Here is a 26,761-nt window from a genome sequence, read left to right as displayed (position 1 = left end):
GATTTCTCTGGTATCTTATTTAAAGCGCCTGATAACGGCTTGACTTTATATAATTCTGAAAAACAGGATCATGGCATGTCTACCTTATTGGATCACCAGTTGATTGAAGCGGCACAACCTGCATTACTGCAAAAGGAGCCGGTTTTCCAGGAGTTTGCCATCAAAAATACAGACCGTGCTACGGGTACCATGTTATCAAATGAACTGTCTAAAATACATAAAGGACAGGGTTTACCTCCGGATACCATCAACTTTAAATTTGTTGGTTCTGCAGGTCAGAGTTTCGGTGCTTTTGCAGCCAGGGGCGTATCGCTTGAACTGGAAGGGGAAGCGAATGACTATGTAGGTAAGGGTCTTTCCGGGGCACGTTTGTCGATTTATCCTTTCGCTAACATTGGTTATGTACCAGAACAAAATATCATTATCGGTAATGTGGCTTTATACGGTGCTACCTCAGGGGAGTTATTTGTAAGGGGCCAGGCCGGTGAACGTTTTGCCGTAAGGAATTCTGGTGCAACGGCTGTTGTGGAGGGTTTAGGCGACCATGGTTGTGAGTATATGACGGGTGGTGAAGTATTGGTGATCGGATCTACAGGAAGTAATTTCGCCGCCGGAATGAGTGGTGGTGTAGCCTGGATTTATGATACCAAAGGTGATTTCCATAAAAAATGTAACAAGGAAATGGTTGATCTTGATCCGCTGAATGAAGAGGATGAAGCCAGAATCATCTCTTTACTTAAACAACATATCCAACTGACAAATAGTAAATTAGCCCAGTTTATCTTAAACGATTGGTCGGCCCAGGCTGTTCATTTCGTTAAAGTATTCCCTAAAGAATACAAAGCTGTATTAATCAAAAGAAATTCAACAATAAAAATATCTTAACCATGGGAAAAGTAACTGGATTTTTAGAATACGAGAGAACTGCTCCTGCGAAAGAAGATGCCAAAACGCGACTAAAACATTATAATGAATTCGTGCACCTTTACCATGCTGAAGAAATCAACAGGGAAGCGGCACGTTGCATGGACTGTGGGGTTCCGTTTTGCCAGTCGGGATGCCCATTGGGTAACGTTATCCCTGAGTTTAACGATGCCGTATATAAAGCCGACTGGGAGGAAGCAACAGCTATCTTACTGAGTACAAACAATTTCCCTGAATTTACTGGAAGGATTTGTCCGGCACCATGCGAGTCTGCCTGTGTATTGGGCATCAACAAATCGCCGGTATCCATTGAGGAAATTGAAAAACATATTATTGAAATGGCCTTTGCCAAAGGCTATATCAAAGCGGAAGAGCCACTGATCAGAACGGGCAAAAAGGTAGCCATTATTGGTTCTGGCCCTGCTGGTTTGGCAGCTGCTGCGCAATTAAATAAAGCCGGTCACGAAGTAACGGTTTTTGAACGCGATGATACGCCGGGTGGTTTATTAAACTACGGTATTCCTGATTTTAAACTGCAAAAAGATGTGGTAACCAGAAGGATCAGCCTGATGGAAAAAGAAGGCATCCAGTTTAAGTGTAATGCCAACGTTGGCGTCAACGTAGAACTGAATACCTTATTAAGGGATTTCCAGTCGATTGTATTGGCTGGTGGTTCTACCATTCCTCGCGACCTGAATATTCCTGGCCGTGAGGCTAAAGGGGTACATTTTGCGATGGATTTTCTGAAACAACAAAACAAACGGGTGCGTAATTTCAGCATTGAACAGGAAGCCATTATGGCAACCGGTAAAGATGTGATTGTGATTGGTGGCGGGGATACCGGTTCTGATTGTATTGGAACTTCCAACAGGCAAGGTGCCAGGTCGGTGATGCAGTTTGAAATTATGCCGATGCCAGGGCAGGCACGTACGCCGAATATGCCATGGCCAACTTTCCCGATGTTACTGAAGGTAACTTCTTCGCATGAGGAAGGCTGTGAACGTGCATGGGGCGTAAATTCGAAAGAATTTATCAAAGATGAGCAGGGCAATTTAAAAGGATTAAAAGTGGTTGATGTGGAATGGCAGATTGATGCTGCCGGCCGTCCGGTGAATTTCACGGAGATCGCTGGTACAGAACGTGAATTGCCTTGTCAGCTGGTATTATTAGCGATGGGCTTTCTTCATCCACAGAAAGAAGGTTTAATCGAAAAACTGGGTATCGAACTGGATAACCGTGGTAATGTAAAAGCGGAAGAAGGAAAATACCAGACCAATATAGCCAAGATATTTGCAGCAGGCGATATGCGCAGAGGGCAGTCGCTGGTGGTTTGGGCCATCTCTGAAGGCAGGGAAGCTGCCCGTAAGGTAGATGAATACCTGATGGGTTACAGCAAGCTGGCTTGTAAAGACGGCATTCCTTACGCTTAAAAATTTTTGTCTCGTTTATAAAAAGGGCCTGTATCATCTCATGATCAGGCCCTTTTGTTATATCGTCTTTATGGTTTTATAATTTAAGCTTGGCAAAGAAATCCCAGAGTACAATGCCTGCAGAGATCACGATATTGAAGGAGTGTTTGGTGCCGAACTGTGGTATTTCGATACATTCATCGCTCATGGCCATCACCTCATCACTTACACCATCTACCTCGTTTCCAAAGATCAGTGCGTATTTTTTATCCATAGCAGGCTGGTAGGTATGCAGCATGGTGCTGTTTTTTGCCTGTTCTATGGCAATAATGGTATACCCTTGCTCACGCAATGCACTAACAGCAGCCGTGGTTTCGTCGTAATGTTCCCAGTCTACAGAAGCGGTAGCGCCCAGCGCGGTTTTCTCGATTTCGCGGTGTGGCGGATTAGCCGTAATGCCGCAAAGCACTAATTTTTCTATGGCAAAGCCATCGCCTGTTCTAAATACAGAGCCTACGTTGTGCATGCTCCTTACATTATCTAAGATGACCACTACGGGTAGCTTTTCCTGTTCTTTAAAGGCTTCTACACTTACCCTGTTCAGGTCCTCTAATTTTAACTTTTGCATGGTACAAAAGTAAAATTAAATTGTTGATGCGCCATTGCCAATGTCAGTAAAGTACACTTCGGGGGCATAACCCACGCGTTCTTCATAGTATGGCTTTATTTTAGCCACAAAATCTTCTTCATAATCTTTCGCCAGGAAGGCAATGGCACAGCCGCCGAAACCAGCACCGGTCATTCTTGCACCTACTACATGAGGGTATGCTTCACAAAACTCCACTACAGTATCTAATTCATGCCCTGATACTTCATATAGCTCTTTTAAGGATTGGTGGGAGGCATACATTAACCGGCCGAATTCCTCGAAATTATCTTCACTCAAGGCTTTTGCTGCCTGGATTACGCGGTCGTTTTCCGTAATCACGTGGGTTGCGCGTTTCAATATGACCGGATCTTTTATTAAATGGGCGTGAAGGGCGAATTTTTCTGCGGTTAACTCGCACAGGTTATTTAACTTGATTTCCTGGTTAAGTAGCTCCAGGGCAGTCTGGCACTCCGACACGCGCTCGTTATATTTGGATTCTGAAAGTTTACGGGGTTTATTGGTGTTAATGATGGCAAGCACATATTCTCCCGGGTTACAATCGACTAAACGGTATTTCAAGGTGTCGCAATTCAATACGATGGCCTTGTGTTTTTCGCCAAAAGTAACGGCAAATTGGTCCATGATGCCACAGTTTACGCCAATAAATTCGTTCTCTACTTTTTGAGACAATAAAGCCAGTTCCTGGCGGCTGTAACCGAGATTAAACTGTTCATTAAGGGCATAAGCTGTGATGACTTCAATGGATGCTGAAGAGGATAACCCCGAAGCCACCGGGATATTGCCGTAAAAAAGCATGTCTAATCCGGTAGAGATTTGCTTTTCTTTCAGCATCTCGTTAAACACACCTAAAGGATAATTATACCATTCGCTTCCGGTTTTGGTGTAACCCGATGCTAAAGGGAAGCTTTGCTCATCGGCGAAATTTAAACTCTTAAACCTGATGACCTGATCGTTATTTGGTGCAACAACAAGCCATGTACCCAGGGTAATTGCACAGGGCATCACCAGTCCGCCATTATAATCGATATGTTCGCCTATTAAATTAACGCGTCCCGGCGTAAAGTAAGTGGCGGTGGCTTGCTGCTGGTAATGCGCGAAGAATTTATTTCCTAACTCGGTTTTCATTATAAATTTTAAATTAAGTTGCTGTTTTTATAAAGTAATGTATAGTATTGCTTCTTTATAAATACAGCCCAATATACCAATATGAAAGCAAACCTAATAAACACCGGCCGTGTAATTGACGGAAAAGAAGTATACGCCGTTGAACTGACTAACAATCAAGGTACATACGTTAAAATATACAACTATGGTGCGATAATCAGCAATTTTATCGTGGTAAATGCACATGGGGAAAAGCAGGATATTGTTTTAGGGTTTGACGACCTGGATGGTTATTTATCGGATGATTATTTTAAAGCGTATCCTTACCTGGGTGCTGTGATTGGCCGTTACGCCAACCGGATTAAAGATGGACGGTTTACCATTGATGGAAAATCGTACCAGGTAACAGACGACCGTGGTAAAGATAGTTTACATGGGGGTAATATTGGGTTCGACAGAAGGGTTTGGGATATTCTGCCTACTACTGGCCCGAGCTTGACGCTGCAATACGTGAGTCCGGCCGGCGACCAGGGTTTTCCTGGAAACCTGACTGTACAGCTGACCTTTAAGTTAACAGATGATAATGAACTGATACTCGATTTTAAAGCAGAAACTGATGAAGCTACGGCCATTAACCTGACTCATCATGGTTATTTTAACCTTGCACCGCAGGGCGGTAGCGTAGCGAAACACATTCACCATATGCCTGCAAGTTATTACCTGGAACAGGACGACAACTTTGTGGTTACCGGGAAGCTGATTCCTGTGCAAGGCACACCACATAATTTCCTGGCGCCTAAAGCAATTGGAAAGGACTGGAATGCCGCAACTGGCTACGACCAGACTTATGTACTGGATAAGGAAGCCGGAGAACTGACCCTGGCATCGGAAACCTGGGAAGAAACGGGCGGGTTGAAGCTGTCGGTTTATACCACGGAGCCTGTGGCGCATTTTTATACTGCTATTTCACTGGATGTAAATAAGGGGAAAGGTGGGACGCATTATGGTCCGTCGGAAGCCTTCTGTGTGGAAACGCAACACCATCCTAATGCGATCAATATCCCGGAGTTTCCATCAACCACATTACGTCCTGGAGAAACCTATAAACAAACCACGATTTATAAAGTAGAAAACCGGTGATTATCGGTACACGACACTGCTGTATTGGGAATATGAGGAATGGTAAAGGTGATGGTTGTACCGCTGCCTTCCTCACTCTCCACATGCAGGGTTCCCTGGTGTTTCTGGATGAAATCGTGACATAGAATAAGTCCTAAGCCTGTGCCGGGTTCATTATTGGTTCCGGTAGTAGTCACCTTTTTATCGATCTTAAATAGATCATCCATAATTTTTTTGTTCATCCCTATGCCGTAATCACGCACGGATATCTTGATGAACTGCTGGTCGAACACCTCATCGTAATACTCACCGGATGCGATTTCTACCTTACCGAAATTGGGGGTGAATTTTATGGCATTGGACAATAAGTTTCGGATGATGGTATTCATCATATCGAGATCTACCTTGGCTTTTAGGTTTTTATCAACCTCATTAACTATGGTGATGTCTTTGTGTGCAGCGACAATGCGAAGCAGGGAGATGTTGTTTTCAATGACCTCATGAAGCACCAGGTCAACTGGTTTGAAAGTGAGGGTTCCCATATGGCTTCTGGACCACAGCAATACATTTTCAAGGAGTTTAGCGGTGGTGCTCAGGCTGTTTTGCAGCAGTTCGTACATTCTTTTACGTTCTTTCTCATCGTTATCAAACAGCCCTTCCTTCAGGTGCTCTGTGAGCGCGAGGGTAGAAGATATCGGTCCCCGGAGGTCATGTGCTAATATGGCAAAAAACTTGTCTTTACTGCTGTTGAGTTCTTCCAGCTGCTCAGCACTGTTTACCAGTTGCTGGTAATTATCAGTTAACGATTCCTGCTGGCATTTAATGATCCGGCTTTGCTTGAAACGAATGGTATTGGTGCGCCATTGGGTAATAGCCAGACCAAATGCCACTACAATGGTAGCAAATCCTTCGCTGATGTTAACTACCTGGAGCATGGGGTCTTGCTGGTTTTCTACCACGCCGAAATAATACACCAGCATGAGAATGCCCAGGTATACCGTGATACGCCAGGGTTGTATAAGTAACATTAAGGAAGAAATGATGGCACCCAGCATAAAGGAGCCGATGGAGGAGGTAATATGCTGATCGAAAATGGTTGTTAATGTGCCCCAAAGGGTTACGGTGAAAAAGACTACATGAGGTACATACTTTCTGGCAATAACTCTTACCCTGACGTTAATATAACTCCAGGTGAGTATAGAGAAAATTAAAAATGATATCAGGAGCACAACCTGGTTAAGGGTAATGATGTCCTGAAGGTGTCCTTCCCGGTCTTCGGATAAGGTATAGTCACTCTTTAAAAGTAAGAAAATATTAAATGTAGAAACGAGCATGCTTAAGCCTGAAAGCACTAAAGACCTTAAAACATTGGCCTCTCTAACTTCGTTCTTTATGACTAGTCGATTGAGAGGGTTTTTGCTTACTATTTTTCGAAGTATGGTATATAATCTGAACATGAAGAGGTTACAACAAATTTATCATTAAAAATGAAAATTGCTGTAACTTCTAAAAATTTTTTTTCGTCTGATAAAACGCAGGCCCTGGTCGGGTAATCCTTTCATTTAAATTTTTTCTTCCAGGTGCCTTGTTTTCTTTTGAAAGCGTATAAATAAAAATATGGAAGCTGTGAGAAGACCTACGGTTAACCCATACCAGATGCCATTTACGCCCCAGCCCAGGGTGATCCCCAGAAGGTACCCAAGGGGGATACCCACTACCCAATAGGAAATAAAGGTGATGAGGGTAGGCACATTTACGTCGCCAATACCTCTTAACACGCCCAGGCCTACAACCTGGGTTCCATCAAATAACTGGAAAAAACCTGCGATAATTAATAGATGCGCCGCAATAGCAATTACTGCTTTGTCTTCGGTATAGATATAGGGCAATACGTTATTGGCAAGTATAAAGAGTAAGGCCGTTAAGCTCATGAAGATAATGATGACGTGGTAACTGGCCACCGCCGAACGACGCAGGTCTGTGAAATTGCTTTTACCAAGGTTATTGCCTGTTTTAATGGTTGCTGCCGATGCAATACCCGTGGCAAGCATATAGGTGATTGCAGCCAGGTTGATAGCTACCTGGTGTGCCGCCTGTTCGATAGCGCCTATAGTACCGATTAATATCGCTGCACCACTGAAGGCACTTACCTCAAAGGAATACTGTAAGGCTACCGGCGCGCCGATTTTTAGGATTTTTTTTACTATGCCCAGGTTAAGCAGGCGCATCTTGAAAGTCTGGATATAGGGTTTAAAGTCCGGTGACCTGAACACGTAAACAGCCATCACAATGGCCATCAGGATCCTGTCTACCAGGGTACTGATGCCCACACCTACAACGCCCATGGGCGCAATACCAAACATTCCTTTGACCAGGATGATACCCAGGATAATGTTTATGGCATTTCCCCAGATGGACACGAACATGGCCTGTTTGGTGAATCCGAGTCCTTCGGCAAACTGTTTAAAGGTTTGAAAAATCATTAAGGGGATGATGGAAACACCCAGGTAGGCCAGGAAAGGCTTGGCATAGGCCACCACTGCTGGCGATTGGTCCAGGTGGTCGATGATGGACAGGGTACCATAGTGAACAAAACCATACAGGAGCACACCGGTAATTAGATTAATGACTAAACTATTAACCAGCAGGGTGCCACAGGATGCATAATCTTTGCGTCCGCTCTCTCTTGCAATCAGTGGCGTTAGACCATAGGCAACACCAAGGCCCAGCACCAATACCAGCATAAATATGCTGTTTACCAGCGATACTGCCGCTAATTGTGTTGTGCCGGCAAAATGTCCAACAATCACACTATCAGCCATGTGAACCACGGTATGGCCGAGTTGGGAGACCACAATAGGCATGGCCAATCTTAAGTTATCTGAGTAATATGGTTTGTATTTTGTGTATAGCGATTGTAACATGATTTGAAATAATCGGCGAATCTACACTTATTTACAGAGAATACTCTTGTCGTTTACCCTAAAGTACACCCACCAGTTTTTGTGTTCGTCTAATGCATAGTGTGGTCCGGAGTCGCTGGCATCGATATGAACCACCAGCACCAGTTTCCCTTCTACCTTGATTTCTTCGAAGGTATGAACGATGGCTGGTTTGCAAAACTGGTTGGCAGATTTGGAAATCATGTAACGTTCCTCATCCTCGGATTTTACCCCCTTGATGGTCCCATCGTCGGCCACGCCAATTAACAGCTGACCGCCCTTGTTATTGGCAAAAGCGACCAGGGTACGTGCTATTTTTTCGACGCTGGTGATGGTGGTTTTAAAATCGACCATGGTGCCTTCACCCAGCAAAATTGTCCTCCTGATATTCATAGCCTATGCGCTAATTATTTGTTAATAGGCTACCACCTGTTTTTCTCCATAATGGAGGTTTCTAATATATACTTCATTGTTTACCGTTGCACATACTTCGCCATGTTTATTGGTAATTTCCATGGGGTAAGCTTTTACAAACTTTCCGGTCTGGTTTAAAGCTTCAACGGCTTCATTGATCATTTGGCCTGTAATGATGACCGTAAAATATAAGTCGCCACGGCCTGGTTTCAGGTATTGAATGGAGGCACTTTTTAACCACACACGGTTTTTAAAGCCTTTTCTTTGCAGAATCTGGTCGAACAAAATGGCATAAAATGGATCGGTAGCCCCGTAAATGGTGCCTCCATAAATGGACCCGTTATAATTTTTATTGAATAAACTTTTGTTAATTTTTACATCGACACCCCTGAAACCAGGATGAAACTGCTTTACCCATATTCTTTGGAACAAAAAAGGGGGATATAAACAGAGGGCCCACTTAAGGGTTTTTTCAGATACAATCATGATGTTTAAAGATCTGAAACATTATTGAATTTTTGAAAAACTATTTAATACAGCATACGTTCTAGCTTTAAATTAAAGACATAAACTTATGAAAAGAACATTTTTAAGTCTTGCTGTAGTTGCTTCATTGGTTATTGCCACTACAGCATGCAATTCGACGCGTAATGCCTCTGATACCAGAGACGGATCGACAACGGATTCAACCATGGGTGGAGCTACAGGCACCACCGGAACAACGGGAACTAACGGAAGTACTGGTACTACCGGAACTACTGGCACTACAGGAACTACCGGCACTACAGGAACTACTGGTACTACCGGAACTACCAGTAGCACAGACACCACGAAGGTTACCACTCCACCTGACACCACAAGTAGACAGTAAAATTTAAAAACGTCAGATAAAAGCTATCCATAGGGGTGGCTTTTTTTTTATACTGTCAAAAAATTGTACTATCTCTAATTAATCGGAACGAAGGCAAAGTTTAGGGTTAACTTTGTCTATGATTTTCAGAGAAAAAGTTGCCGAAGCGTATAAAATTATCCAGGACGAAATCTGTGGGGCGTTAGAAACAGCAGATGGTGGTTCTAGTTTTGTAGAAGAATTATGGGAACGTGAAGGTGGTGGCGGAGGCCGCACCAGGGTATTCCAGGATGGAAATGTGATTGAAAAAGGTGGGGTAAACTTCTCTGCTGTGCACGGTGTACTGCCGGAATCGGTGAGAAAGGCTTTTAAAGTAGAGAGCCAGGAATTTTTTGCAACTGGTGTTTCCATCGTGTTGCACCCGAAAAATCCTTTTGTGCCAATTATTCACATGAACATCAGGTACTTTGAAATGGATGAGCAAACAAAGTGGTTTGGTGGTGGTATTGATTTAACCCCGCATTATGTGATTGATACAGATGCCCGGTATTTTCACCATTTATTGAAAAATACCTGCGATGCGTTTAATCCTGACTTTTACCCGCGTTTTAAAAAGCAGGCTGATGATTACTTTTTTATCAAACACCGCGAAGAAACCAGGGGTATTGGCGGTATTTTTTACGATAGACTGAGACCGGAGACCGCGAATATGGACTACCAGGAGATCTTAGACTTTTCGTTGGCCGTTGGCCGCACTTTTGCCCCAATTTACACCGAACTGATTGACCGCAATAAAGATACAGAATATACGCCTGAACAGCAGGAATGGCAGTACGTACGCCGGAGCCGCTATGCCGAATTTAACCTGGTTTATGATTCGGGAACAAAGTTTGGCCTGGAAACGAATGGACGAATTGAATCGATATTAATGAGTTTGCCACCAACGGCCAAGTGGATCTATAATTTCCAACCAAAGAAAAATACGCCGGAAGCCGAGACCGCCAGTAAACTTATCAAAGGAATTAACTGGGTTTAACATTTTTCGAGGTTAAACAGCAATATTTTCTTAAATTCGCAAGGTTATAACAATACCTTATTTATATCGTTTTTATACGAACATTTAATTTATGGCAGAAGATTTAGAAAATCAGGAAAACGACAAGATTATTAAAATTAATATAGACGAGCAGATGAAGTCTGCTTATATCGATTATTCGATGTCTGTAATAGTGTCAAGAGCTTTACCTGATGTACGTGACGGCTTAAAACCAGTGCACCGCCGGGTGTTATATGGCATGCTTGATCTGGGATTAGCAAATAATAGACCTTATAAAAAATCAGCACGTATCGTAGGGGAAGTGCTCGGTAAGTATCACCCACATGGTGACTCTTCCGTATACCTAACGATGGTAAGGATGGCGCAAGAATGGAGTTTGCGTTATTTAATGGTAGAAGGCCAGGGAAACTTTGGTTCAATTGACGGAGATTCACCTGCAGCAATGCGTTATACGGAAGCAAGATTTCAGAAGATTGCCGAAGATATGCTTGCCGACATCAATAAAGACACTGTAGATTTTCAGCTGAACTTTGATGATTCCTTACAGGAGCCAACGGTATTACCTTCAAAAGTTCCAAACTTATTAATTAATGGTGCATCGGGTATTGCTGTGGGGATGGCTACAAACATGCCTCCACATAATATTACGGAAGTAATTAATGGTACCATTGCTTATATTGATAATAATGAAATTACTGTTGCTGAATTAATGAAATTTATAAAAGCCCCTGATTTTCCAACAGGTGCTATTATATATGGTTACTCTGGTGTTCAGGATGCTTTCGAAACAGGCAGAGGCCGTATCGTGATGCGTGCAAAAGCAGAAATCGAAACGCATAAAGACCGTGAAACCATTATTGTTACCGAAATACCTTACCAGGTAAACAAGGCCATGATGATTGAGCGTACTGCTGAACTGGTTGGTGAGAAAAAAATTGAAGGTATTTCTAATATTAAAGATGAGTCTAATAAGGATGGGATCCGTATTGTTTACGAAATTAAACGTGATGCCAATGCAGCTATTGTATTAAACAACCTGTTTAAACAAACGGCCTTACAAACCTCATTTAGTGTGAATAACATTGCCCTGGTTAATGGAAGACCAGAAATGTTGAATTTGAAGGACCTGATCAGGCACTTTGTTAATCACCGACATGAAGTGGTGGTTCGCCGTACCAAATTTGAGTTAAACGAAGCGCAAAAAAGAGCACACATTCTGGAAGGTTTATTAATTGCTCTTGATCATATTGATGAGGTAATTAAATTAATCCGTGCTTCGAGTACGCCGGAAGAAGCCAGAACTGGTTTAATGGAGCAGTTCAACTTAAGTGATCTTCAGGCCCGTGCGATCTTAGATATGACTTTACGTCGTTTAACTGGTCTGGAACGCGATAAAATCAAAGAAGAATACGAAGAGTTAATGAAAACCATCGAATACCTGCAGTCTATTCTAAGTGATGAAGGATTAAGAATGCAGATTATTAAAGATGAGTTGACTGATATGATGACCAAGTATGGTGATGAACGAAGAACACAAATCGTTCACTCAGCAGAAGACATGAGCATGGAAGACTTCATCGAAGATGAAGACGTAGTAATTACCATTTCTCGTGAAGGTTATATTAAACGTACGCCTGCAACAGAATACAGAACCCAGGCCAGAGGTGGTAAAGGTTCTAAAGGAAGTGATTCAAGAAGTGAGGACTTTATTGAACATTTATTGGTTGCTTCTAACCATAATTACATGCTTTTCTTCACAGAAAGTGGTCGTTGTTTCTGGTTAAGGGTATACGAAATACCTGAAGGATCAAGGTTAAGTAAGGGTAGAGCCATCCAGAATATTATCAATATCCCGAAAGAGGAGAAGATAAAGGCTTACATCAAGGTGAAGAACCTTAAAGACCAGGATTACCTGGAGAATAACTTCATCATCATGTGTACTAAAAAAGGTACGATTAAAAAGACCTCTTTAGAAGCTTATTCTCGTCCAAGAGTAAATGGGATCAATGCCATTAACATTAACGAAGGCGACCAGTTGTTAGAAGCAAGTTTAACCAGTGGTAACAGTGAGATAGTGATGGCTTTACGTTCTGGACGTGCGATTCGTTTCAATGAATCGACCGTTAGACCAATGGGTAGAACAGCCACAGGTGTGAGAGGTGTTACCCTTGCACATGACCAGGATGAAGTAGTTGGTATGATTGCTGTAGATAATCCGGAGGCGACTATTTTAGTGGTTTCTGAAAAAGGTTATGGTAAACGTACAGACATTGAAGATTACCGTGTTACAAACAGGGGTGGTAAAGGTGTTAAAACCATAAGCATCACGGAAAAAACAGGTGATTTGATTGCTATTAAGAGTGTTACTGATGCCGATGATTTAATGATTATCAATAAATCTGGTATCGTGATCAGGATTGTAGTAAGTGGCCTTAGGGTAATGGGAAGAGCAACACAGGGTGTGCGTTTAATTAACTTAAAAGGAAATGACGCCATCGCATCTGTAGCCAGAATTGACCACGAGGAGGACGAAGAAGTTGATGAGTCTGTTTTAGTAGATCCAGAAACCGCGGCGGCAGAAGCAGAAGTACAGGAAGAAGGTACAGCGGAGACAGAAGACGAAGATAAGGCAGAAGATGCCGATGATTCAACTGAAGGCGAAGAAGAAGAAAATTAGTAATTAAATAGAAACAAAATCATAAAAAATGAAAAAAGTACTTTTTAGCATTCTATTAATTGGAGCAGGCACATTTGCCCATGCACAAAAAAGTGAAGTTGCAGCGGCAAAGAAGGAGTGGGGCATGTTCCAACTGCTTGGTTCAAATCAGCCAATTGAAAAATCTCTTGAATCATTAAATGGCGGCTTGAAACGCACTGACGCAGCAATAACACATGAAAAAACTAAGGATCTGCCTGAAACTTGGTCATACCGTGCTTTGTTTGCTTCGGCAATAGCTGTTACTGATACCGTTAACATTCAGAATTCAATTGAGAAACAAAAAATAGCTGAAGAAGCTATTGCGAAAACTAAACAATTAGATACTAAAGGTGACGAAAAAGATAACCTGGCTACTGCTGAGTTAAACGTTAATAATGCACTTAAAGTAAGGGCTTTCGCAGCTTACAACAAACAGGATTTTGAATCGGCATTAAAATACTTTAATGAAGTGACCGCAAGAAACCCTAATGATACTGCAATGTATTTAAACGCAGGTATCATGGCTAGAAATCTTAAAAACTACCCTGAAACCATCAGAAACTTCAAAAAAGTGATCAGTTTAAACTCTCCAAATGCAAAAGACTTGTATTTAGAAGTAATTAACCTGAACCTTGCTGAAGTAAAAGATACAGTGGCTGCAATGGAAACAATTAAGGAAGCTTCTGCGAAATTTCCTGATGAAATGAGTTTTATTCAATCTGAAGCAGACTTATACATTAAAAAAGGGGATATCGCTAAGTCTGAAGAAATGTTGGATAAATTGATTGCCAAAGACCCAAATAACTCGGTTTACCAATACTTAAAAGGTGATGTATATTACCTTCAAGCGGTAGAGTTACAAGGTAAAAAGAACAAACTTGATCCTAAAAACGTAAAAGAAGCTAATGCCATCAGTACTCAAATGGCTGGCTTGTTAGACAAAGCATTACCTTTCTATTTAAAGGCAGCTGAACTTGATCCAAAATCGGCAGCAGCTTTAGAAGCTCAGAAAAGAATCTATGCTTTCAAAAACGATACGGCTAATTATGACAAAGTAAGTGCTAAACTGAAAGAATTAAATCCATAATTGCATACAGATAGTTTTAAAAAAGAGGGATAAATTTTATCCCTCTTTTTTTTTGTATATTTTTGCCATAAAACCGGACCAGATGAAAAACAAATCCCTAATTATACTTATCTCTTCTTTATTTCTTTCCGTTCATGCCTATAGTCAGAAAAGCCAAATGAAGATTGCCCAAAATGCAGTTGGTAAACTGCAGGCAGCTATCGTTGAGGGTAAAGGTAAAAAAGACCAGCTTAAGGTAATTGGAGAAGGAGCGAAGGCCATAGAAAGTGCTGAGAAGGATAGGAAAACAAAAAATTGGCCGGAGACCTGGGCAATTAAAGCTTACCTCAGTTCATATGTTGCGCTGATTGATGAGAATGAAGCCAATGCCGACAGGTATTATGAGGCAGCTGTGCAGGCACTTAAAACTGCAAAAGAATTAGACCGTTTTGACAACAATACCGAATTAATAGATGCGGCGCAATACAACATTGTGCTTAAAAAACAACATAATGCAAATAATGCATTTAAAAATAACGAGTTTAAAACTTCTTTTAACCTGCTGAAAGAAGTTAGTGACTTTTTCCCAACTGATACTACATTGGCGATCAATGCGGGGTTAAGTGCACAGAAAATTAATGAATACGACCATGCGCTACATTATTATAAGAGAGCAAAAGATAATGGGGCTACAAACCCGACCTTATTTCAATCTATAGCAAGTATTTATGTTGCTAAGTTTGAATACGACAGGGCTATAGAGACATTGGAAGAAGGTTTACAAAAAAACCCGTATAACACATTTGTCAATAACGATTACATTAACTTACTGATTGACAACGAGAAATATGATAAAGCTATTCAGGCAATTGATATAACTTTAAATGTAGACACCCAGAGCAAATTACTTTATTTCCTGTATGGCTATTTAAACCAGCATAAACATAAAATCAGCATCGCAGAATCGTCGTATAAAAAGGCGCTGGATATAGATCAGAATTATTTCGACGCATTGTATCAATTAGGCATTGTTTATATTGACATGGCGAATGCATCACTTAAGCTGCCTGATTCTGTTGAACGTAAAACGGCCTATACAGCAAACATCAACCGTGCAGAATTAACATTGTTGCAGGCTTATGAAATCAATCCTAATGACAGAGGCACTGCACAATTACTAATAGACATCAATACCAGAAAAAACAGGTTAGATAAGGTACAGGAGCTTAAAAGAAAGCTGGAAGAATTTTAAATAGGACTAGCCTGGCTAGTTTATACGATGACGTACTTAACATAATATTAATTATCACCTTAAAATAATATACTGTAAATTCATCCAGTTTGTCTAAACAATTATGTTTCATAAGCCGCTTCGAAGCATACAAGATTTCTTATTAGGTACTTATTTCACTGATGGTTTAAGAATAACTTTTGGTGTATTATCTCCATCGCTGATCTTCGCACAGTTTGGGTTATTAAAATTAGGGATGGCTGTTTCACTCGGTGCGCTATGTGTGAGTGTTGTTGATTCTCCAGGCCCGATCAGGGATCGTAAAAATGCGATGATTTTTACCACCATCTTAATTTTCGTCCTGTCATTTCTTGTTGGTCTCACCAATCAGAACTTTTATTTTATAAGTGTTTTATTACCACTTGGGGTTTTCCTTTTTTCGATGTTTTCATTGTACGGCATGCGTGCTGGTGCTGTGGGTACTGCTGCATTAATTGTAATTGTGCTCAGTATTGATGACGTGAGGCCCTGGCAGGATGTGGTTTTACATGCGGTGCTAGTACTTATTGGCGGTACCTGGTATACCATATTGAGTTATTCTATGTATCGGTTAAGACCGTACCGACCGGCGCAACAAGCCCTGAGTGAATCTATCGGTGAAGTTTCGACTTTTTTAAGGGCCAAAGCGAAATTTTATCAGGAGAATATTGATTACGATAAAAATTACGCTGATTTATTACAGTTACAGGTTCATGTACATGAAAAACAAGATGCGGTTAGGGATGTACTCTTTAAAACGCGTAAAATTGTTCGGGATTCGACGCCTGAAGGACGGTTTTTACTTGTCGTATTTGTTGACATGGTTGATTTGTTTGAACAAATCATGTCCACTTATTATAATTACCGCCGTTTACATGAACAATTTGATCAAACGGGTATACTTCAGAATTATGAGAACGTCATTAACAAGATTGCCGATGAACTGGACAATCTTGCACTCGCCTTAAAAACAGGCAGCACTCCCCTCCTTCCAAAACAGCTGATCGCTGAGGTGGCCAGTTTAAAGTCTAAAATTAATGCACTTGAAGCTGATAGTGGCAATAAAAACCATAACACGCTGGGATTCCTGGCCTTAAAGAACATTGACGTTAACATTGAGAACATTTTATCAAGGGTCATTACCATCAATGGCTACTTCGATAAGAAAGAAAAGAAAAACTTTGAGACACGGAATATTGAAACAGATAAATTCACAACCCATCAAAGTATAGATGTGAAATTACTGCTGGAAAACCTGACGTTTAAATCGTCAATCTTCCGGCACTCGCTCCGGGTGGCCATCGTGATGTTTATTGGCTTTTTGGTGTCTAAATCACTGCCGTTTTCGCATAGTTACTGGATATTATTGACAATTCTCGTGATTTCCAAACCTGGTTTTAGCCTCACAAAACAACGAAACTACGAGCGGATTATAGGCACAGTGGTCGGCGGTTTGATTGGTGTAGGCGTATTAAACTATGTGCATGATAAAGACACGCTATTTGTAATCCTCCTGATCTGTATGATTGGATGTTACAGTTTTCAGCGTTTAAACTACGTTGTAAGCGTTCTTTTTATGACGCCCTATGTATTGATACTTTTTAACTTTTTGGGCATGGGTGGCCTTGCAATGGCCAGTGAGCGCGTTGTTGATACTTTGATTGGTTGTGGCATTGCACTTTTAGCCAGTTATTCTTTATTTCCTAACTGGGAATATGAAAAACTTAAAGAAGCCATGATTGCCACCTTAGCGGCTAATGTAAAATATTTTGAAAAGGTGACACAGTTTTACTTTGAGAAAATTGACACCTTAACTGACTATAAATTAGCACGGAAGGAAGTTTATGTAACTTCATCTAACCTGGCTTCCATGTTCCAGAGAATGTTTTCTGAACCTAAAAGCAAGCAGGTTCTGATGACCGAATTGCACCAGTTTACAGCACTGAACCATTTATTATCTTCTTACATTGCTACACTCTCTCTTTACCATAAGGAACACGGCATGTTAGTTGAAAATTTCCACGAATTTAAGCCCGTGATCAATAATACTGTTTACTTGATTAACCTCGCGAATGAGAATCTGATTAAACACAAAGGTGAAAACAGCAATGTACCTCTAATCAGGTTAAAGCCGGACGAGATTGAACAGCATGGCGACAGGGAGATGATTGTTGAACTACTCACCCTCATTCAGAAAGTGGCCTATGATATCTATAAATTGACTGAAAGGATGAATGTAAGCTGATTTGGATGAAAATTTAAAACCATAAGCTGCGCCATTTGTTATTACTAAAAATATTACTACAGAATGGAAAAAGTATATACAGCTACAGTAACCGCCACCGGCGGCAGAGACGGACATATTAAGTCGAGCGACGGACAGATTGAATTTGATGTGGTTAAGCCAAGAGAAATGGGTGGCCAGGGAGGCGGAACGAATCCCGAACAACTGTTTGCAGCTGCATGGGGCCCTTGTTACCTGGGTGCTTTAGCCGCTGTGGCCAAAAATGATGGCGTTGATGTATCTGAGGCTAATGTAACGGTGCATGTGTCAATTAATCAGGATGGTAATGCTTTTGTATTATCAGCAGAACTTGATGTTCATATTCCAGGGATTTCAACAGAAGAAGCACAAACTTTAGCTGATAAAGCGCATCGTGCCTGCCCTTATTCTAAAGCAACAAGAGGTAATATTGAAACTAAAGTAACTGCTTTATAAATTTATTTATAACCAACAGAAAAGGGAAAGCAGTATTGCTTTCCCTTTTCTGTTTTACGGCTTACTTAGAGTAACAGTTCACTGGCCAGACCTAGCAATAGGAAAAACCCGAATACATCAGTAAATGTGGTGATGATAATAGAAGACGCGATTGCAGGGTCAATGCCCAGACGTTTTAAAACTAAGGGGATCCCCGCTCCTGTTACACCTGCAACAACAAGATTACCGGTCATTGCTAAAAAGATGACCACCCCTAATAAGGGGTTACTGTCAAAGAACAATGCAACAATGAGTACGATTAATCCTGTTGCAGCGCCGTTGATTAACCCAACGGTGAATTCTTTTAAGACTGTTCTATACGCCTGTTGGTCTGTTAAATCATATAAGGATATTCTGCGGACAGTTACGGCAAGGGCTTGCGTGGCTGCATTACCACCCATACCCGCAATAATGGTCATGTAGGCAGTTAAAATAGCAAGTTTTTCTAAAGTAGGTTCAAAATAACGGACAACTGCTGAAGCCAGGAATGCGGTACCCAGGTTGATGATTAGCCAGGGAAGTCGTGATTTTACAGCTTCCACCCAGTTACCACTCAGTTCCTCATCTTCTGACACACCGGAGATCTTTAAAATATCTTCGGTATTTTCATCCTCAATGACGTCAATCACATCATCAAAAGTTACCCGGCCAAGTAAATGCATTTCCCGGTCTACAACTGGAATACTGGTAAGGTTATATTGTGAAATTAACCTGGCAACTTCCTCCTGGTCGGTATCCGGGTATACCCAGGCCACTTCTGCCTTTACAAGTGCAGTTATTTTTACGTTTCCTTTAGCTTTTATGATATCTTTTAAAGACACAATCCCGTGGAAGATGTTATCGTCATCAACAACAAAAATGGTGTAGAATTCCTCGATATCTTCACTTTGTCTGATTAATTCAACTATTGCATCCTGCTTGTTCAGGTTCAGGTTGATTTTAATAAACTCGGTGTTCATTAAACCTCCTGCAGTATCTTCAGCGTAGGTTAGCAGATTCCTGATGTTCGAGGCATCATCTTCATTCAGGTCTTCCAGTATCTCCTGCTGTTCATGTTCCTCTAACTGAGAGATAATGTCGGTAGCATCGTCATAGTCCAGCTCCTCTACAATTTCTGTCCGCTTTTCGGGATGTAAAAGCAGCAGCAGTTCTTCAGGGTGCGCTTCTTCATGCATCTCAGAGATAACTTCAGAAGCGACCTCGACTGGCAGTAAATTTATGATTCTTTCGCGGTCATCCTGTTGGAGGCTTTCAAATAAAATAGCAATTTCTGAGGCATGATAATCTCCTAAAAGCACTTTTAATTGCTCATCATCGCCGTTTAAGGCCGACCGGATTTTTACAACGTCCGTTTTATCAAGGTCAAAAGATTGCATATTATTTGAACCACCCTTTCCGCCAGAAATAGAATAACTGTATTATAGCAATAATGGCCATTACAGCCATCGTATAGAGGTAACCGTGTTCGTTATATAATTCGGGCATGTTTGCTGGCAAGTTTTTTCCGGTTACCGGATCTTGTTTCGCAAAATTCATACCGTATATACCTGCAATAAAAGTTAGTGGGATAAAGATCGATGATATGATGGTAAGTACCTTCATGACATGATTCGTGCGATTACTCATCAGGGAAAGATACATATCCATGCTACTTATGCAGATTTCTTTCAGAGACTCTACCATCTCTATGGTTTGAATACTATGGTCGTAGGCATCCTTGGTAAACATTTTTGTTTGGGCGGTAATAAAATGACTGTCAGACCGCAGGATATCATTTAATTTATCACGTTCGGCCCATGCCACTCTCCGCATGCTAATCAGGTTACGTTTTATCCCCTGGATGATGTAAACCAATGAACGGTCGGGTTTCTCGATAAGCTCATCATCAATTCGATCCAGCTCATCGCCCCAGGCATTCAGGATAATGAAATATTTATCGATCACCACATCCATTATCGCATACATGAGGTAACTGCTGCCTGCCGTTCTGATGTTACCCTTCCCTGCCTTTAAACGTGCCCTCACTGGATCCATGCCGTTAACCTGGCCCTCCTGGAAAGTGATCAGTACGTTTTGCATGAGAATGTAGGATACTTGTTCATTACACAAGCCAAATTCTTCTTCAACATATAACATCCTGCTGACAGCAAAATCGTAGCCTTCATACTCCTCATATTTTGGGCGCTCACTGGTTCTGGTAATATCTTCCAACACCAGTTTATGGATGTTAAACTCAGTCATCAATGCCTCGAAAAGCGTCGCTGACTTTAACCCTTTCACATCAATCCAGTACGTGTATTCTGAGTTGAGAAACTGTGGCTTCAAGCCCAGGATACTATCCACATCACGGGCCTCATAATACCCTGCTCCGTAACTGTGCACAGTAATGATGGAAGGCAGCGCAGATTCATCTATATAGAGTAAACCCGGGCTGCTGCCAGCTGTGGGAACATTATGTTGCTTTTTCTTTTTTCCCTTTTTTTTTGGTTCTTTAGCCATTTCCTAGAGGTAGTTTTTTGCCTGTGGTCCCTGACTGAAAAGTAAGTCGACAATACTTAAATTAGGCATAAAACCATTACGATCTTCAAAAACTTGAAAATAAGGTTTGGCTGGAAATTCATTTTCCGGATGTTTAAAGCTAAGGCGGTCTCTGAAATCAACCACCTGACCGGGATCTTTTATATATTCTTCTGTAAAGTTTAATGCAGCAGGCTTTTTGAGCTTTTTTAACACCCATTCAAAAAGCTCCTGGTTATAATCAAAAAGAAAGGGATAGTTTTTCTCGTAAAATGGCCTAAGCTCGTCTTCGTAGTATTCGAAATAAGCAGAGTTCCTGTAGCAGTTTTGTAAACTTAGCCAATGTAACCTTTGCCACTTAAAATCATAGCTGATTTTAACGTCTTTTACCACGGTGTGCACCTTAGCACCTTTAATCACCGGAATATACAAGTCTAAGGGACCATTTGGTGAACAAATACTTGCCCGGTTACGGAAAGTCTGTTTTGGAAAATGCTCATGAGCTTCTAAAACAAAGTTAAAATCACAGGCCTGTAATGCCGTTAAATAACTTACCGGGGGAAGATAAAAAAGAGGAAAAATTGCGGGACTTTGCATTTGTTAACTATGTTTGCATTCTTAAATCGCCAAATTAATGATAAAAAAGGGGTTTTCTTTTATTGGGATATTTTTTTTATATGGTTTAGCCCTGCTTCCTTTATCCGTTCTTTATGCTTTTTCTACCCTAACTTATTATATTTTGTATTATTTGGTTGGCTACCGCCAACAAGTAGTAAGAGAAAACCTCATTAACTCATTTCCAGAGAAGGATTTACCTGAAATTATTAAAATAGAGAAAGCCTACTTCCGCTATTTATGTAACCTGATCTTCGAAATCATTAAAATGCCCCTGATTTCTAAAAAAGAGCTGCAGAAACGATATATATTCAAAAACCTTCATTTCATAGAGAATCATTTGAATAAAGGAGAAAGTGCAATAGTATGTTCTGCACATTATGGCAATTGGGAATGGGGCACGCTGGCCTTAGGTTTGAACCTTAGTATAACAAGATATGTAATTTACAAGCCTTTAAACAATAAGGTGTTCGACTCGTGGTTTTACAATATGCGCGCCCGCTTTGGCAACACACTGATTTCCATGAAACAGACGTTAAGAACAGTGGCAGCATCCAGAAAAACAACATCGATAATTTGTTTTGCATCTGACCAGACACCTGTTAGGGAATCGGCTAACTATTGGCTTCCCTTTTTACATCAAACGACTTCTGTTTTTACCGGCCCGGAAAAAATAGCCAGGCAAACCAACCGTCCAGTCTTTTACCTGCAGGTTACCGTGATCAAAAGAGGTTATTATGAGGTGGATTGCGTTCCTATTACAGAAAATCCTTCGCTATTGGAGGAGCATGATATTACCAAAGCACAGTTTAAATTGCTGGAAGACCAAATTAATGCCAATCCTCCCTATTGGTTATGGAGTCACAGGCGGTGGAAACATAAACCCGAAAACGTAGCCTATGAAGCCTAGTGTAGCCGTTGTCATTTTAAACTGGAATGGCAAACGCTTGTTGGAAAAATTCCTGCCCAGTGTGGTCAAAACTAATTATCCCAACCTCCAGGTTGTGGTAGGCGACAATTGTTCAGATGATGATTCTGTAGCCTTTGTTAAGACAAATTATCCCATGGTTAAGGTATTGCGAAACAACCGAAATTATGGTTTTGCAGAGGGCTACAACAAGATATTGGCGCAAGTTAAAGCCGACTATTATGTGCTGCTAAATTCTGATGTAGAGGTGCCTGAAAATTGGATAAGCCCGGTAATCGATTTAATGGAGTCTGACCGGAAAATTGCTGCTGCACAACCTAAAATTAAATGGCAGCTTGATAAAACGCAGTATGAATATGCGGGTGCAGCCGGTGGCTTCCTGGACAAATATGCTTTCCCGTTCTGCCGGGGCAGAATATTCGATGCAGTGGAAGTAGATACTGGACAGTATGACGATGTTAAGGAAGTGTTTTGGGCGAGCGGTGCAGCTTTATTTATTAAAAGCGAAGCCTGGAAAGCGGTGGGTGGATTAGACGCTGATCTCTTTGCACACATGGAGGAGATCGATTTATGCTGGCGACTTAAAAATATGGGTTATAAAGTGATGTTTTGTCCTGATGCAGAAGTGTATCATGTGGGTGGTGGGTCGTTAAATGCCACCAATCCTTTTAAGACTTTTCTGAATTTTAGAAATAACCTGATTATCATGCAAAAAAACCTGCCTAAAAATGAGGTTTTTCAAATGATCTTTATTCGGTTTTTTATCGACCTGGCGGCATTAATACACTTTCTGTTTAAAGGGGAGACGAAATTTGCCTGGGCTGTTTCCAAAGCACATGTTGATTTTTTCAGGAGACTAAAACAGAGCAATCGTAAAAGGACCGCTGTACAAATACCTTTTCACGAGCATGTTGGTGTACTTCCATCTAGCATAGTATATAACTACTTCATCAAAAAAATAAAGCGTTTTAGCCATTTAACAGGCTCTCTATAGCCAGCCTATATCCGTCCATACCAAAACCTGTAAGTACCCCTTTACAGTTTTTACCTGTTAAAGATACGTGGCGGTATTCTTCGCGGGCATAGATGTTGGAAATGTGAACCTCAATTACCGGGGTATTTACGCCGGCAATGGCATCAGCTATTGCTACCGAAGTATGCGTATAGCCCCCGGCGTTGATGATAATTCCGTCGTATTCGAAACCTACTTCATGAATTTTGTTGATGAGTTCACCTTCTACATTACTTTGAAAATAACTTAACTCTTGGTCTGGGTATTTTAGAACTAATTCTTCGAAATAATTCTCAAAACTTTTGTTTCCATAGATGCCAGGCTCTCTAATCCCTAAAAGGTTTAAATTTGGCCCATTAATTATTTGTATCTTCATGCTCTCCAAACATAGTTGTAAAATTTTAGAGTATAAAATATTTGTGTGATTATTGACGCCTACCTTAAAGAATTCAAGACCTATTTAAAACTCGAGCGGGTGCTTTCAGCGAACTCTATCGATGCCTATATTAACGATGTCCAGAAACTGGTTCAGTATTTTGCCTATACCGGTACACCGTTGGATGTTAAAGAGATTGATCTGCTCACCTTAACATCTTTTGTGAACTGGTTAAATGAACTTGGGGTACTTCCCAATACCCAGGCAAGGATTATTTCGGGTTTGAAATCTTTTTTCACTTACCTGATGATTGAAGAAGTAATTACCGAAGACCCTTCCCAAATGCTGGAAGCTCCAAAGCTAAGCAGGAAATTGCCTGATGTTCTCCATGTTCAGGAAATCAACGCGCTGATTGAGGCCATTGACCTTTCTTCCGCTGAAGGCATGCGCAATAAAGCCATGATTGAAGTGTTATATGGTTGTGGTTTAAGGGTGTCGGAGTTAATTAACCTGCGCATTTCGGACTTAAACATTGCCGCTGAATTTATTAAAGCTACTGGAAAAGGCAGTAAGGAACGCCTAATTCCAATAGGCCATGTAGCCTTGAAATACGTGAGCATTTACCTTTCTGAGGTACGGGTTCATGTGAATATCAAGAAAGGTTATGAAGATTATATCTTCCTTAACCGCAGTGGCACCAGGATCTCCCGGATATCGGTATTTACGATAATAAAAACATTAGCAGAAAAATCAGGATTAAATAAAAGCATCAGTCCTCACACCTTCCGCCATTCATTCGCCACTCATTTAATAGAGGGTGGTGCTGATTTACGTGTGGTCCAGGAAATGCTTGGCCATACCAGCATCACTACAACAGAAATTTACACCCATTTAGACCGCGACTACCTTAAGTCGGTAATTACCCAGTGTCATCCTCGGAATTAACTTATTTTCGACAACGAATCATTCGGTCCTTACCCTGCATGTCTTTTCTTAATGTGATGTTTTTTAGCCCCTTACCTTCTAACATCTTAACGGTCTCTGTACCAAGATACTCATTAATTTCAAAAAACAGGTAACCATTGTCGTTGAGGTTAGTTAGTGCAAAATCTGCGATGGCTTTGTAAAATAATAAGGGGTTTTCATTGGAAACAAACAACGCCTGGTGTGGCTCATGGTCTAAGACGATAGCTTGCATGGCATCCCTTTCGTCTTCTTTAATGTAAGGTGGATTACTGACAATAAGATCGAGTTTTAATGCTGACTGGTAATCAAGGATATCCGCTGTGATAAACGCGACTTCAGCATGGTGAGTTAATGCGTTTCTTTTGGCTACCGTAAGGGCTTCCGGAGAAATATCCATCGCATAAACCCTAGCCTGTGGAAAGTGTTTTTTTAAAGTTATGGCCAAACATCCACTGCCCGTTCCGATGTCCATAACAGCGTGTACCTTTTCAGGATTAACATCTTCCACAATCCAATGGATAAGTTCCTCGGTTTCCACCCTGGGAATTAATACATGAGCATTCACTTCAAACGATAAACCATAAAATAAGGCTTCCTGCAAGATGTGCTGAATGGGAATACCGCTGTTTAAATCGCGTATGACCTGGTTGAACTGCTCCAGCTCGATGGCTTTCACTTCTTCCAGCGCTTTAAACATGGCTTGGCTTCGGTTCAAATTGGATATTTTTTGAAGGGTAATGTAAAATATCGAAGTTGCTTCTTCCACGTCATACATTGCCGCAATCTGCTCAATGAAACCTTGCTTTAATGCTTTTAAATTCATGCCGCGTAAAAGTAATGAAATCAAACTATATACATTACTTTTGCGATAATGACCGATGAACTTTTTATGCAGCGCTGTTTGGAGCTTGCCGAAAACGGGATATCTTCCGTAAGTCCGAACCCTATGGTGGGTTGTGTTATCGTTAAAAACGATAAAATAATTGGTGAAGGCTTTCATGCAAAAATCGGCCAGGCACATGCTGAGGTGAATGCTGTACACCATGTAATTCAAAAATATGGTGACCAGGCAGCGGCACAGCTAAAAGGTGCCACCGTGTATGTAAGCCTTGAACCTTGTGCTCATTATGGAAAAACACCACCTTGTGCAGACCTATTGATTAAACATGAAGTGGCAAAAGTAGTTATAGGCAACCTCGACCCTTTTGCTGATGTGAATGGTAAAGGTATAGAAAAGCTTAAACAAGCTGGCATTGAAGTAATACAAGGCGTACTCGAAGCCCAATGCAGCCAGTTAAACCGTCGCTTTTTTACCAGGATAACGAAACAGCGTCCATTTATTATTTTAAAATGGGCACAAACAGCTAACGGTTTTTTTGCGCCTTTAAATCCTGAAAAAAAATGGATCAGTTCGGCGCTTTCAAAAAAGATGGTTCATAAATGGCGAACTGAAGAGGACGCGGTACTGGTAGGTAAACAAACCGTTATTGCCGACAACCCGAAGTTAACCACCCGACTATGGACTGGTAAGAATCCCATCCGTCTGGTAATAGACAGAAACCTTCAAATTCCTGAAGACAAACATATCTTTGATGGCGCTGCTAAAACAATCATATTCAATGAATTGAAATCTGCCTACTCAGAAAATCTTCAATACGTACAAATGGAGGATATGCAATACTATTTACCACAAAAGATTGCTTTTCAGCTTTACCTCATGGATATTCAATCTGTAATTATTGAAGGGGGCGCCAATATCCTTAATCAGTTTATTCAGGCTGATTTATGGGATGAAGCAAGAGTATTTAATTCACCATCAAACTGGGCTACAGGGATCGCTGCGCCGGCCATACATGGGTTGATTACAGAGGTGGTAGAAATTAGTGGGGACCAACTGGTGGTTTACCAAAACTGGGAACGTTTGCGAAGATGTACGACAAGGTGGACTGGAGTGATGGTTACGACAGATACTACTGGCTCGGACGGGAGATGTGCTGGCACGTCTATGGAGACAAGATCGAGGCATTGAGCATCGCCGACGGCGTTGCGTATCAGAAAGTGACCGT

General features: G+C 41.2%; 24 protein-coding genes and 1 pseudogene. 14 read left to right on the top strand and 11 right to left on the bottom strand.

Features of this window, described 5'->3' with window-relative positions; all coding sequences use genetic code 11:
* Positions 1 to 885, top strand: a pseudogene (locus ACR2F3_RS16710) (glutamate synthase subunit alpha); the annotation flags it as partial.
* 2 nt (positions 886 to 887) lie between these two features.
* Positions 888 to 2,354 (top strand): glutamate synthase subunit beta, encoded by a 1,467-nt coding sequence (locus ACR2F3_RS16705; protein WP_432711126.1) that lies wholly within the window; start codon positions 888 to 890, stop codon positions 2,352 to 2,354.
* Positions 2,355 to 2,430: 76 nt separating this feature from the next.
* On the opposite strand, the gene ACR2F3_RS16700 is transcribed toward ACR2F3_RS16705, so the two are convergent.
* Together ACR2F3_RS16700 and ACR2F3_RS16695 are read right to left on the bottom strand one after the other, a co-directional pair.
* Complete coding sequence (locus ACR2F3_RS16700; protein ID WP_432711125.1) at positions 2,431 to 2,961, bottom strand: RNA methyltransferase; 531 nt, start codon at positions 2,959 to 2,961, stop codon at positions 2,431 to 2,433.
* 15 nt (positions 2,962 to 2,976) lie between these two features.
* Positions 2,977 to 4,128 carry a galactokinase gene (locus ACR2F3_RS16695; RefSeq protein WP_432711124.1) on the bottom strand — a complete coding sequence of 384 codons (1,152 nt, stop codon included), beginning with the start codon at positions 4,126 to 4,128 and terminating at the stop codon, positions 2,977 to 2,979.
* 81 nt (positions 4,129 to 4,209) lie between these two features.
* Between ACR2F3_RS16695 and ACR2F3_RS16690 the strand changes: the two genes are divergently transcribed.
* Positions 4,210 to 5,247, top strand: a complete 1,038-nt coding sequence (locus ACR2F3_RS16690; RefSeq protein ID WP_432711123.1) for an aldose epimerase family protein — start codon at positions 4,210 to 4,212, stop codon at positions 5,245 to 5,247.
* On the opposite strand, the gene ACR2F3_RS16685 is transcribed toward ACR2F3_RS16690, so the two are convergent.
* The 4 genes from ACR2F3_RS16685 to ACR2F3_RS16670 all read right to left on the bottom strand — a co-directional run bounded on the left by ACR2F3_RS16685 (position 5,226) and on the right by ACR2F3_RS16670 (position 9,068).
* Positions 5,226 to 6,683, bottom strand: a complete 1,458-nt coding sequence (locus tag ACR2F3_RS16685; RefSeq protein WP_432711122.1) for a sensor histidine kinase — start codon at positions 6,681 to 6,683, stop codon at positions 5,226 to 5,228. The genes ACR2F3_RS16690 and ACR2F3_RS16685 overlap by 22 nt on opposite strands.
* Before the next feature lie 105 nt (positions 6,684 to 6,788).
* Complete coding sequence (locus tag ACR2F3_RS16680; RefSeq protein ID WP_432711121.1) at positions 6,789 to 8,150, bottom strand: MATE family efflux transporter; 1,362 nt, start codon at positions 8,148 to 8,150, stop codon at positions 6,789 to 6,791.
* Between the two features lie 27 nt (positions 8,151 to 8,177).
* Positions 8,178 to 8,561, bottom strand: coding sequence for an AlbA family DNA-binding domain-containing protein (locus tag ACR2F3_RS16675; protein ID WP_432711120.1), 384 nt, complete (start codon positions 8,559 to 8,561; stop codon positions 8,178 to 8,180).
* Positions 8,562 to 8,582: 21 nt separating this feature from the next.
* Positions 8,583 to 9,068 carry a DUF4442 domain-containing protein gene (locus tag ACR2F3_RS16670; RefSeq protein WP_432711119.1) on the bottom strand — a complete coding sequence of 162 codons (486 nt, stop codon included), beginning with the start codon at positions 9,066 to 9,068 and terminating at the stop codon, positions 8,583 to 8,585.
* An 88-nt stretch (positions 9,069 to 9,156) separates the two neighbouring features.
* Here ACR2F3_RS16670 and ACR2F3_RS16665 point away from each other — a divergent pair, with 88 nt between their 5' ends.
* The 7 genes from ACR2F3_RS16665 (at position 9,157) to ACR2F3_RS16635 (ending at position 18,242) form a co-directional block, all read left to right on the top strand.
* Positions 9,157 to 9,453: a hypothetical protein gene (locus tag ACR2F3_RS16665; protein ID WP_432711118.1), complete on the top strand. Its 297-nt coding sequence runs from the start codon at positions 9,157 to 9,159 to the stop codon at positions 9,451 to 9,453.
* Positions 9,454 to 9,571: 118 nt separating this feature from the next.
* Positions 9,572 to 10,468: an oxygen-dependent coproporphyrinogen oxidase gene (gene hemF, locus ACR2F3_RS16660; RefSeq protein ID WP_432711117.1), complete on the top strand. Its 897-nt coding sequence runs from the start codon at positions 9,572 to 9,574 to the stop codon at positions 10,466 to 10,468.
* A 91-nt stretch (positions 10,469 to 10,559) separates the two neighbouring features.
* The gene (gyrA, locus tag ACR2F3_RS16655; RefSeq protein WP_432711116.1) at positions 10,560 to 13,166 is read left to right on the top strand and encodes a DNA gyrase subunit A; all 2,607 of its coding nucleotides are present in this window, start codon (positions 10,560 to 10,562) and stop codon (positions 13,164 to 13,166) included.
* A gap of 28 nt (positions 13,167 to 13,194) precedes the next feature.
* A complete protein-coding gene (locus ACR2F3_RS16650) occupies positions 13,195 to 14,274 on the top strand; it encodes a tetratricopeptide repeat protein (RefSeq protein WP_432711115.1) in 1,080 nt (359 codons plus the stop codon).
* Between the two features lie 82 nt (positions 14,275 to 14,356).
* Entirely contained in the window at positions 14,357 to 15,505 is a 1,149-nt protein-coding gene (locus ACR2F3_RS16645; protein ID WP_432711114.1) for a tetratricopeptide repeat protein, read from the top strand.
* A gap of 103 nt (positions 15,506 to 15,608) precedes the next feature.
* Positions 15,609 to 17,768 (top strand): FUSC family membrane protein, encoded by a 2,160-nt coding sequence (locus ACR2F3_RS16640; protein ID WP_432711113.1) that lies wholly within the window; start codon positions 15,609 to 15,611, stop codon positions 17,766 to 17,768.
* A gap of 63 nt (positions 17,769 to 17,831) precedes the next feature.
* Positions 17,832 to 18,242, top strand: coding sequence for an organic hydroperoxide resistance protein (locus ACR2F3_RS16635; RefSeq protein ID WP_432711112.1), 411 nt, complete (start codon positions 17,832 to 17,834; stop codon positions 18,240 to 18,242).
* A 65-nt stretch (positions 18,243 to 18,307) separates the two neighbouring features.
* Here the strand turns inward: ACR2F3_RS16635 and mgtE are convergent, their stop codons facing one another.
* Genes mgtE through ACR2F3_RS16620 form a run of 3 tightly spaced genes read right to left on the bottom strand, consistent with a single transcriptional unit; the run spans position 18,308 to position 21,395 of the window.
* On the bottom strand, positions 18,308 to 19,657 hold the full coding sequence (mgtE, locus tag ACR2F3_RS16630; RefSeq protein WP_432711111.1) for a magnesium transporter: 1,350 nt from the start codon (positions 19,655 to 19,657) through the stop codon (positions 18,308 to 18,310).
* A gap of 1 nt (position 19,658) precedes the next feature.
* Entirely contained in the window at positions 19,659 to 20,780 is a 1,122-nt protein-coding gene (gene corA / locus ACR2F3_RS16625) for a magnesium/cobalt transporter CorA (protein ID WP_432711110.1), read from the bottom strand.
* Positions 20,781 to 20,783: 3 nt separating this feature from the next.
* Complete coding sequence (locus ACR2F3_RS16620) at positions 20,784 to 21,395, bottom strand: WbqC family protein (protein ID WP_432711109.1); 612 nt, start codon at positions 21,393 to 21,395, stop codon at positions 20,784 to 20,786.
* A gap of 37 nt (positions 21,396 to 21,432) precedes the next feature.
* On the opposite strand from ACR2F3_RS16620, the gene ACR2F3_RS16615 reads away from it, so the two are divergent.
* A complete protein-coding gene (locus tag ACR2F3_RS16615) occupies positions 21,433 to 22,323 on the top strand; it encodes a lysophospholipid acyltransferase family protein (RefSeq protein ID WP_432711108.1) in 891 nt (296 codons plus the stop codon).
* A complete protein-coding gene (locus ACR2F3_RS16610) occupies positions 22,313 to 23,335 on the top strand; it encodes a glycosyltransferase family 2 protein (RefSeq protein ID WP_432711107.1) in 1,023 nt (340 codons plus the stop codon). The genes ACR2F3_RS16615 and ACR2F3_RS16610 overlap by 11 nt, the downstream gene beginning before the upstream one ends.
* Here ACR2F3_RS16610 and aroQ read toward each other — a convergent pair.
* Complete coding sequence (gene aroQ / locus ACR2F3_RS16605) at positions 23,310 to 23,729, bottom strand: type II 3-dehydroquinate dehydratase (RefSeq protein WP_432711106.1); 420 nt, start codon at positions 23,727 to 23,729, stop codon at positions 23,310 to 23,312. The two genes, ACR2F3_RS16610 and aroQ, sit on opposite strands and share 26 nt — an antisense overlap.
* A gap of 45 nt (positions 23,730 to 23,774) precedes the next feature.
* Between aroQ and xerD the strand changes: the two genes are divergently transcribed.
* Positions 23,775 to 24,674, top strand: a complete 900-nt coding sequence (gene xerD, locus ACR2F3_RS16600) for a site-specific tyrosine recombinase XerD (protein WP_432711105.1) — start codon at positions 23,775 to 23,777, stop codon at positions 24,672 to 24,674.
* Between the two features lies 1 nt (position 24,675).
* Here xerD and prmC read toward each other — a convergent pair whose 3' ends face one another.
* Positions 24,676 to 25,518: a peptide chain release factor N(5)-glutamine methyltransferase gene (gene prmC, locus ACR2F3_RS16595; RefSeq protein ID WP_432711104.1), complete on the bottom strand. Its 843-nt coding sequence runs from the start codon at positions 25,516 to 25,518 to the stop codon at positions 24,676 to 24,678.
* Between the two features lie 48 nt (positions 25,519 to 25,566).
* Here prmC and ribD point away from each other — a divergent pair, with 48 nt between their 5' ends.
* Positions 25,567 to 26,724, top strand: coding sequence for a bifunctional diaminohydroxyphosphoribosylaminopyrimidine deaminase/5-amino-6-(5-phosphoribosylamino)uracil reductase RibD (gene ribD / locus ACR2F3_RS16590; RefSeq protein WP_432711103.1), 1,158 nt, complete (start codon positions 25,567 to 25,569; stop codon positions 26,722 to 26,724).
* Positions 26,725 to 26,761 lie beyond the last annotated feature (37 nt).

Source organism: Pedobacter sp. (assembly GCF_045627485.1).
GTDB lineage: Bacteria > Bacteroidota > Bacteroidia > Sphingobacteriales > Sphingobacteriaceae > Pedobacter.
This window is presented reverse-complemented; position numbering and strand designations above follow the sequence as displayed.

Excerpts from the sequence above, each read along its gene's own strand:
- ACR2F3_RS16705 (WP_432711126.1), top strand. The coding sequence starts at position 888 with ATGGGAAAAGTAACTGGATTTTTAGAATACGAGAGAACTGCTCCTGCG.
- ACR2F3_RS16700 (WP_432711125.1), bottom strand. The coding sequence starts at position 2,961 with ATGCAAAAGTTAAAATTAGAGGACCTGAACAGGGTAAGTGTAGAAGCC.
- ACR2F3_RS16695 (WP_432711124.1), bottom strand. The coding sequence starts at position 4,128 with ATGAAAACCGAGTTAGGAAATAAATTCTTCGCGCATTACCAGCAGCAA.
- ACR2F3_RS16690 (WP_432711123.1), top strand. The coding sequence starts at position 4,210 with ATGAAAGCAAACCTAATAAACACCGGCCGTGTAATTGACGGAAAAGAA.
- ACR2F3_RS16685 (WP_432711122.1), bottom strand. The coding sequence starts at position 6,683 with ATGTTCAGATTATATACCATACTTCGAAAAATAGTAAGCAAAAACCCT.
- ACR2F3_RS16680 (WP_432711121.1), bottom strand. The coding sequence starts at position 8,150 with ATGTTACAATCGCTATACACAAAATACAAACCATATTACTCAGATAAC.
- ACR2F3_RS16675 (WP_432711120.1), bottom strand. The coding sequence starts at position 8,561 with ATGAATATCAGGAGGACAATTTTGCTGGGTGAAGGCACCATGGTCGAT.
- ACR2F3_RS16670 (WP_432711119.1), bottom strand. The coding sequence starts at position 9,068 with ATGATTGTATCTGAAAAAACCCTTAAGTGGGCCCTCTGTTTATATCCC.
- ACR2F3_RS16665 (WP_432711118.1), top strand. The coding sequence starts at position 9,157 with ATGAAAAGAACATTTTTAAGTCTTGCTGTAGTTGCTTCATTGGTTATT.
- hemF (WP_432711117.1), top strand. The coding sequence starts at position 9,572 with ATGATTTTCAGAGAAAAAGTTGCCGAAGCGTATAAAATTATCCAGGAC.
- gyrA (WP_432711116.1), top strand. The coding sequence starts at position 10,560 with ATGGCAGAAGATTTAGAAAATCAGGAAAACGACAAGATTATTAAAATT.
- ACR2F3_RS16650 (WP_432711115.1), top strand. The coding sequence starts at position 13,195 with ATGAAAAAAGTACTTTTTAGCATTCTATTAATTGGAGCAGGCACATTT.
- ACR2F3_RS16645 (WP_432711114.1), top strand. The coding sequence starts at position 14,357 with ATGAAAAACAAATCCCTAATTATACTTATCTCTTCTTTATTTCTTTCC.
- ACR2F3_RS16640 (WP_432711113.1), top strand. The coding sequence starts at position 15,609 with ATGTTTCATAAGCCGCTTCGAAGCATACAAGATTTCTTATTAGGTACT.
- ACR2F3_RS16635 (WP_432711112.1), top strand. The coding sequence starts at position 17,832 with ATGGAAAAAGTATATACAGCTACAGTAACCGCCACCGGCGGCAGAGAC.
- mgtE (WP_432711111.1), bottom strand. The coding sequence starts at position 19,657 with ATGCAATCTTTTGACCTTGATAAAACGGACGTTGTAAAAATCCGGTCG.
- corA (WP_432711110.1), bottom strand. The coding sequence starts at position 20,780 with ATGGCTAAAGAACCAAAAAAAAAGGGAAAAAAGAAAAAGCAACATAAT.
- ACR2F3_RS16620 (WP_432711109.1), bottom strand. The coding sequence starts at position 21,395 with ATGCAAAGTCCCGCAATTTTTCCTCTTTTTTATCTTCCCCCGGTAAGT.
- ACR2F3_RS16615 (WP_432711108.1), top strand. The coding sequence starts at position 21,433 with ATGATAAAAAAGGGGTTTTCTTTTATTGGGATATTTTTTTTATATGGT.
- ACR2F3_RS16610 (WP_432711107.1), top strand. The coding sequence starts at position 22,313 with ATGAAGCCTAGTGTAGCCGTTGTCATTTTAAACTGGAATGGCAAACGC.
- aroQ (WP_432711106.1), bottom strand. The coding sequence starts at position 23,729 with ATGAAGATACAAATAATTAATGGGCCAAATTTAAACCTTTTAGGGATT.
- prmC (WP_432711104.1), bottom strand. The coding sequence starts at position 25,518 with ATGAATTTAAAAGCATTAAAGCAAGGTTTCATTGAGCAGATTGCGGCA.
- ribD (WP_432711103.1), top strand. The coding sequence starts at position 25,567 with ATGACCGATGAACTTTTTATGCAGCGCTGTTTGGAGCTTGCCGAAAAC.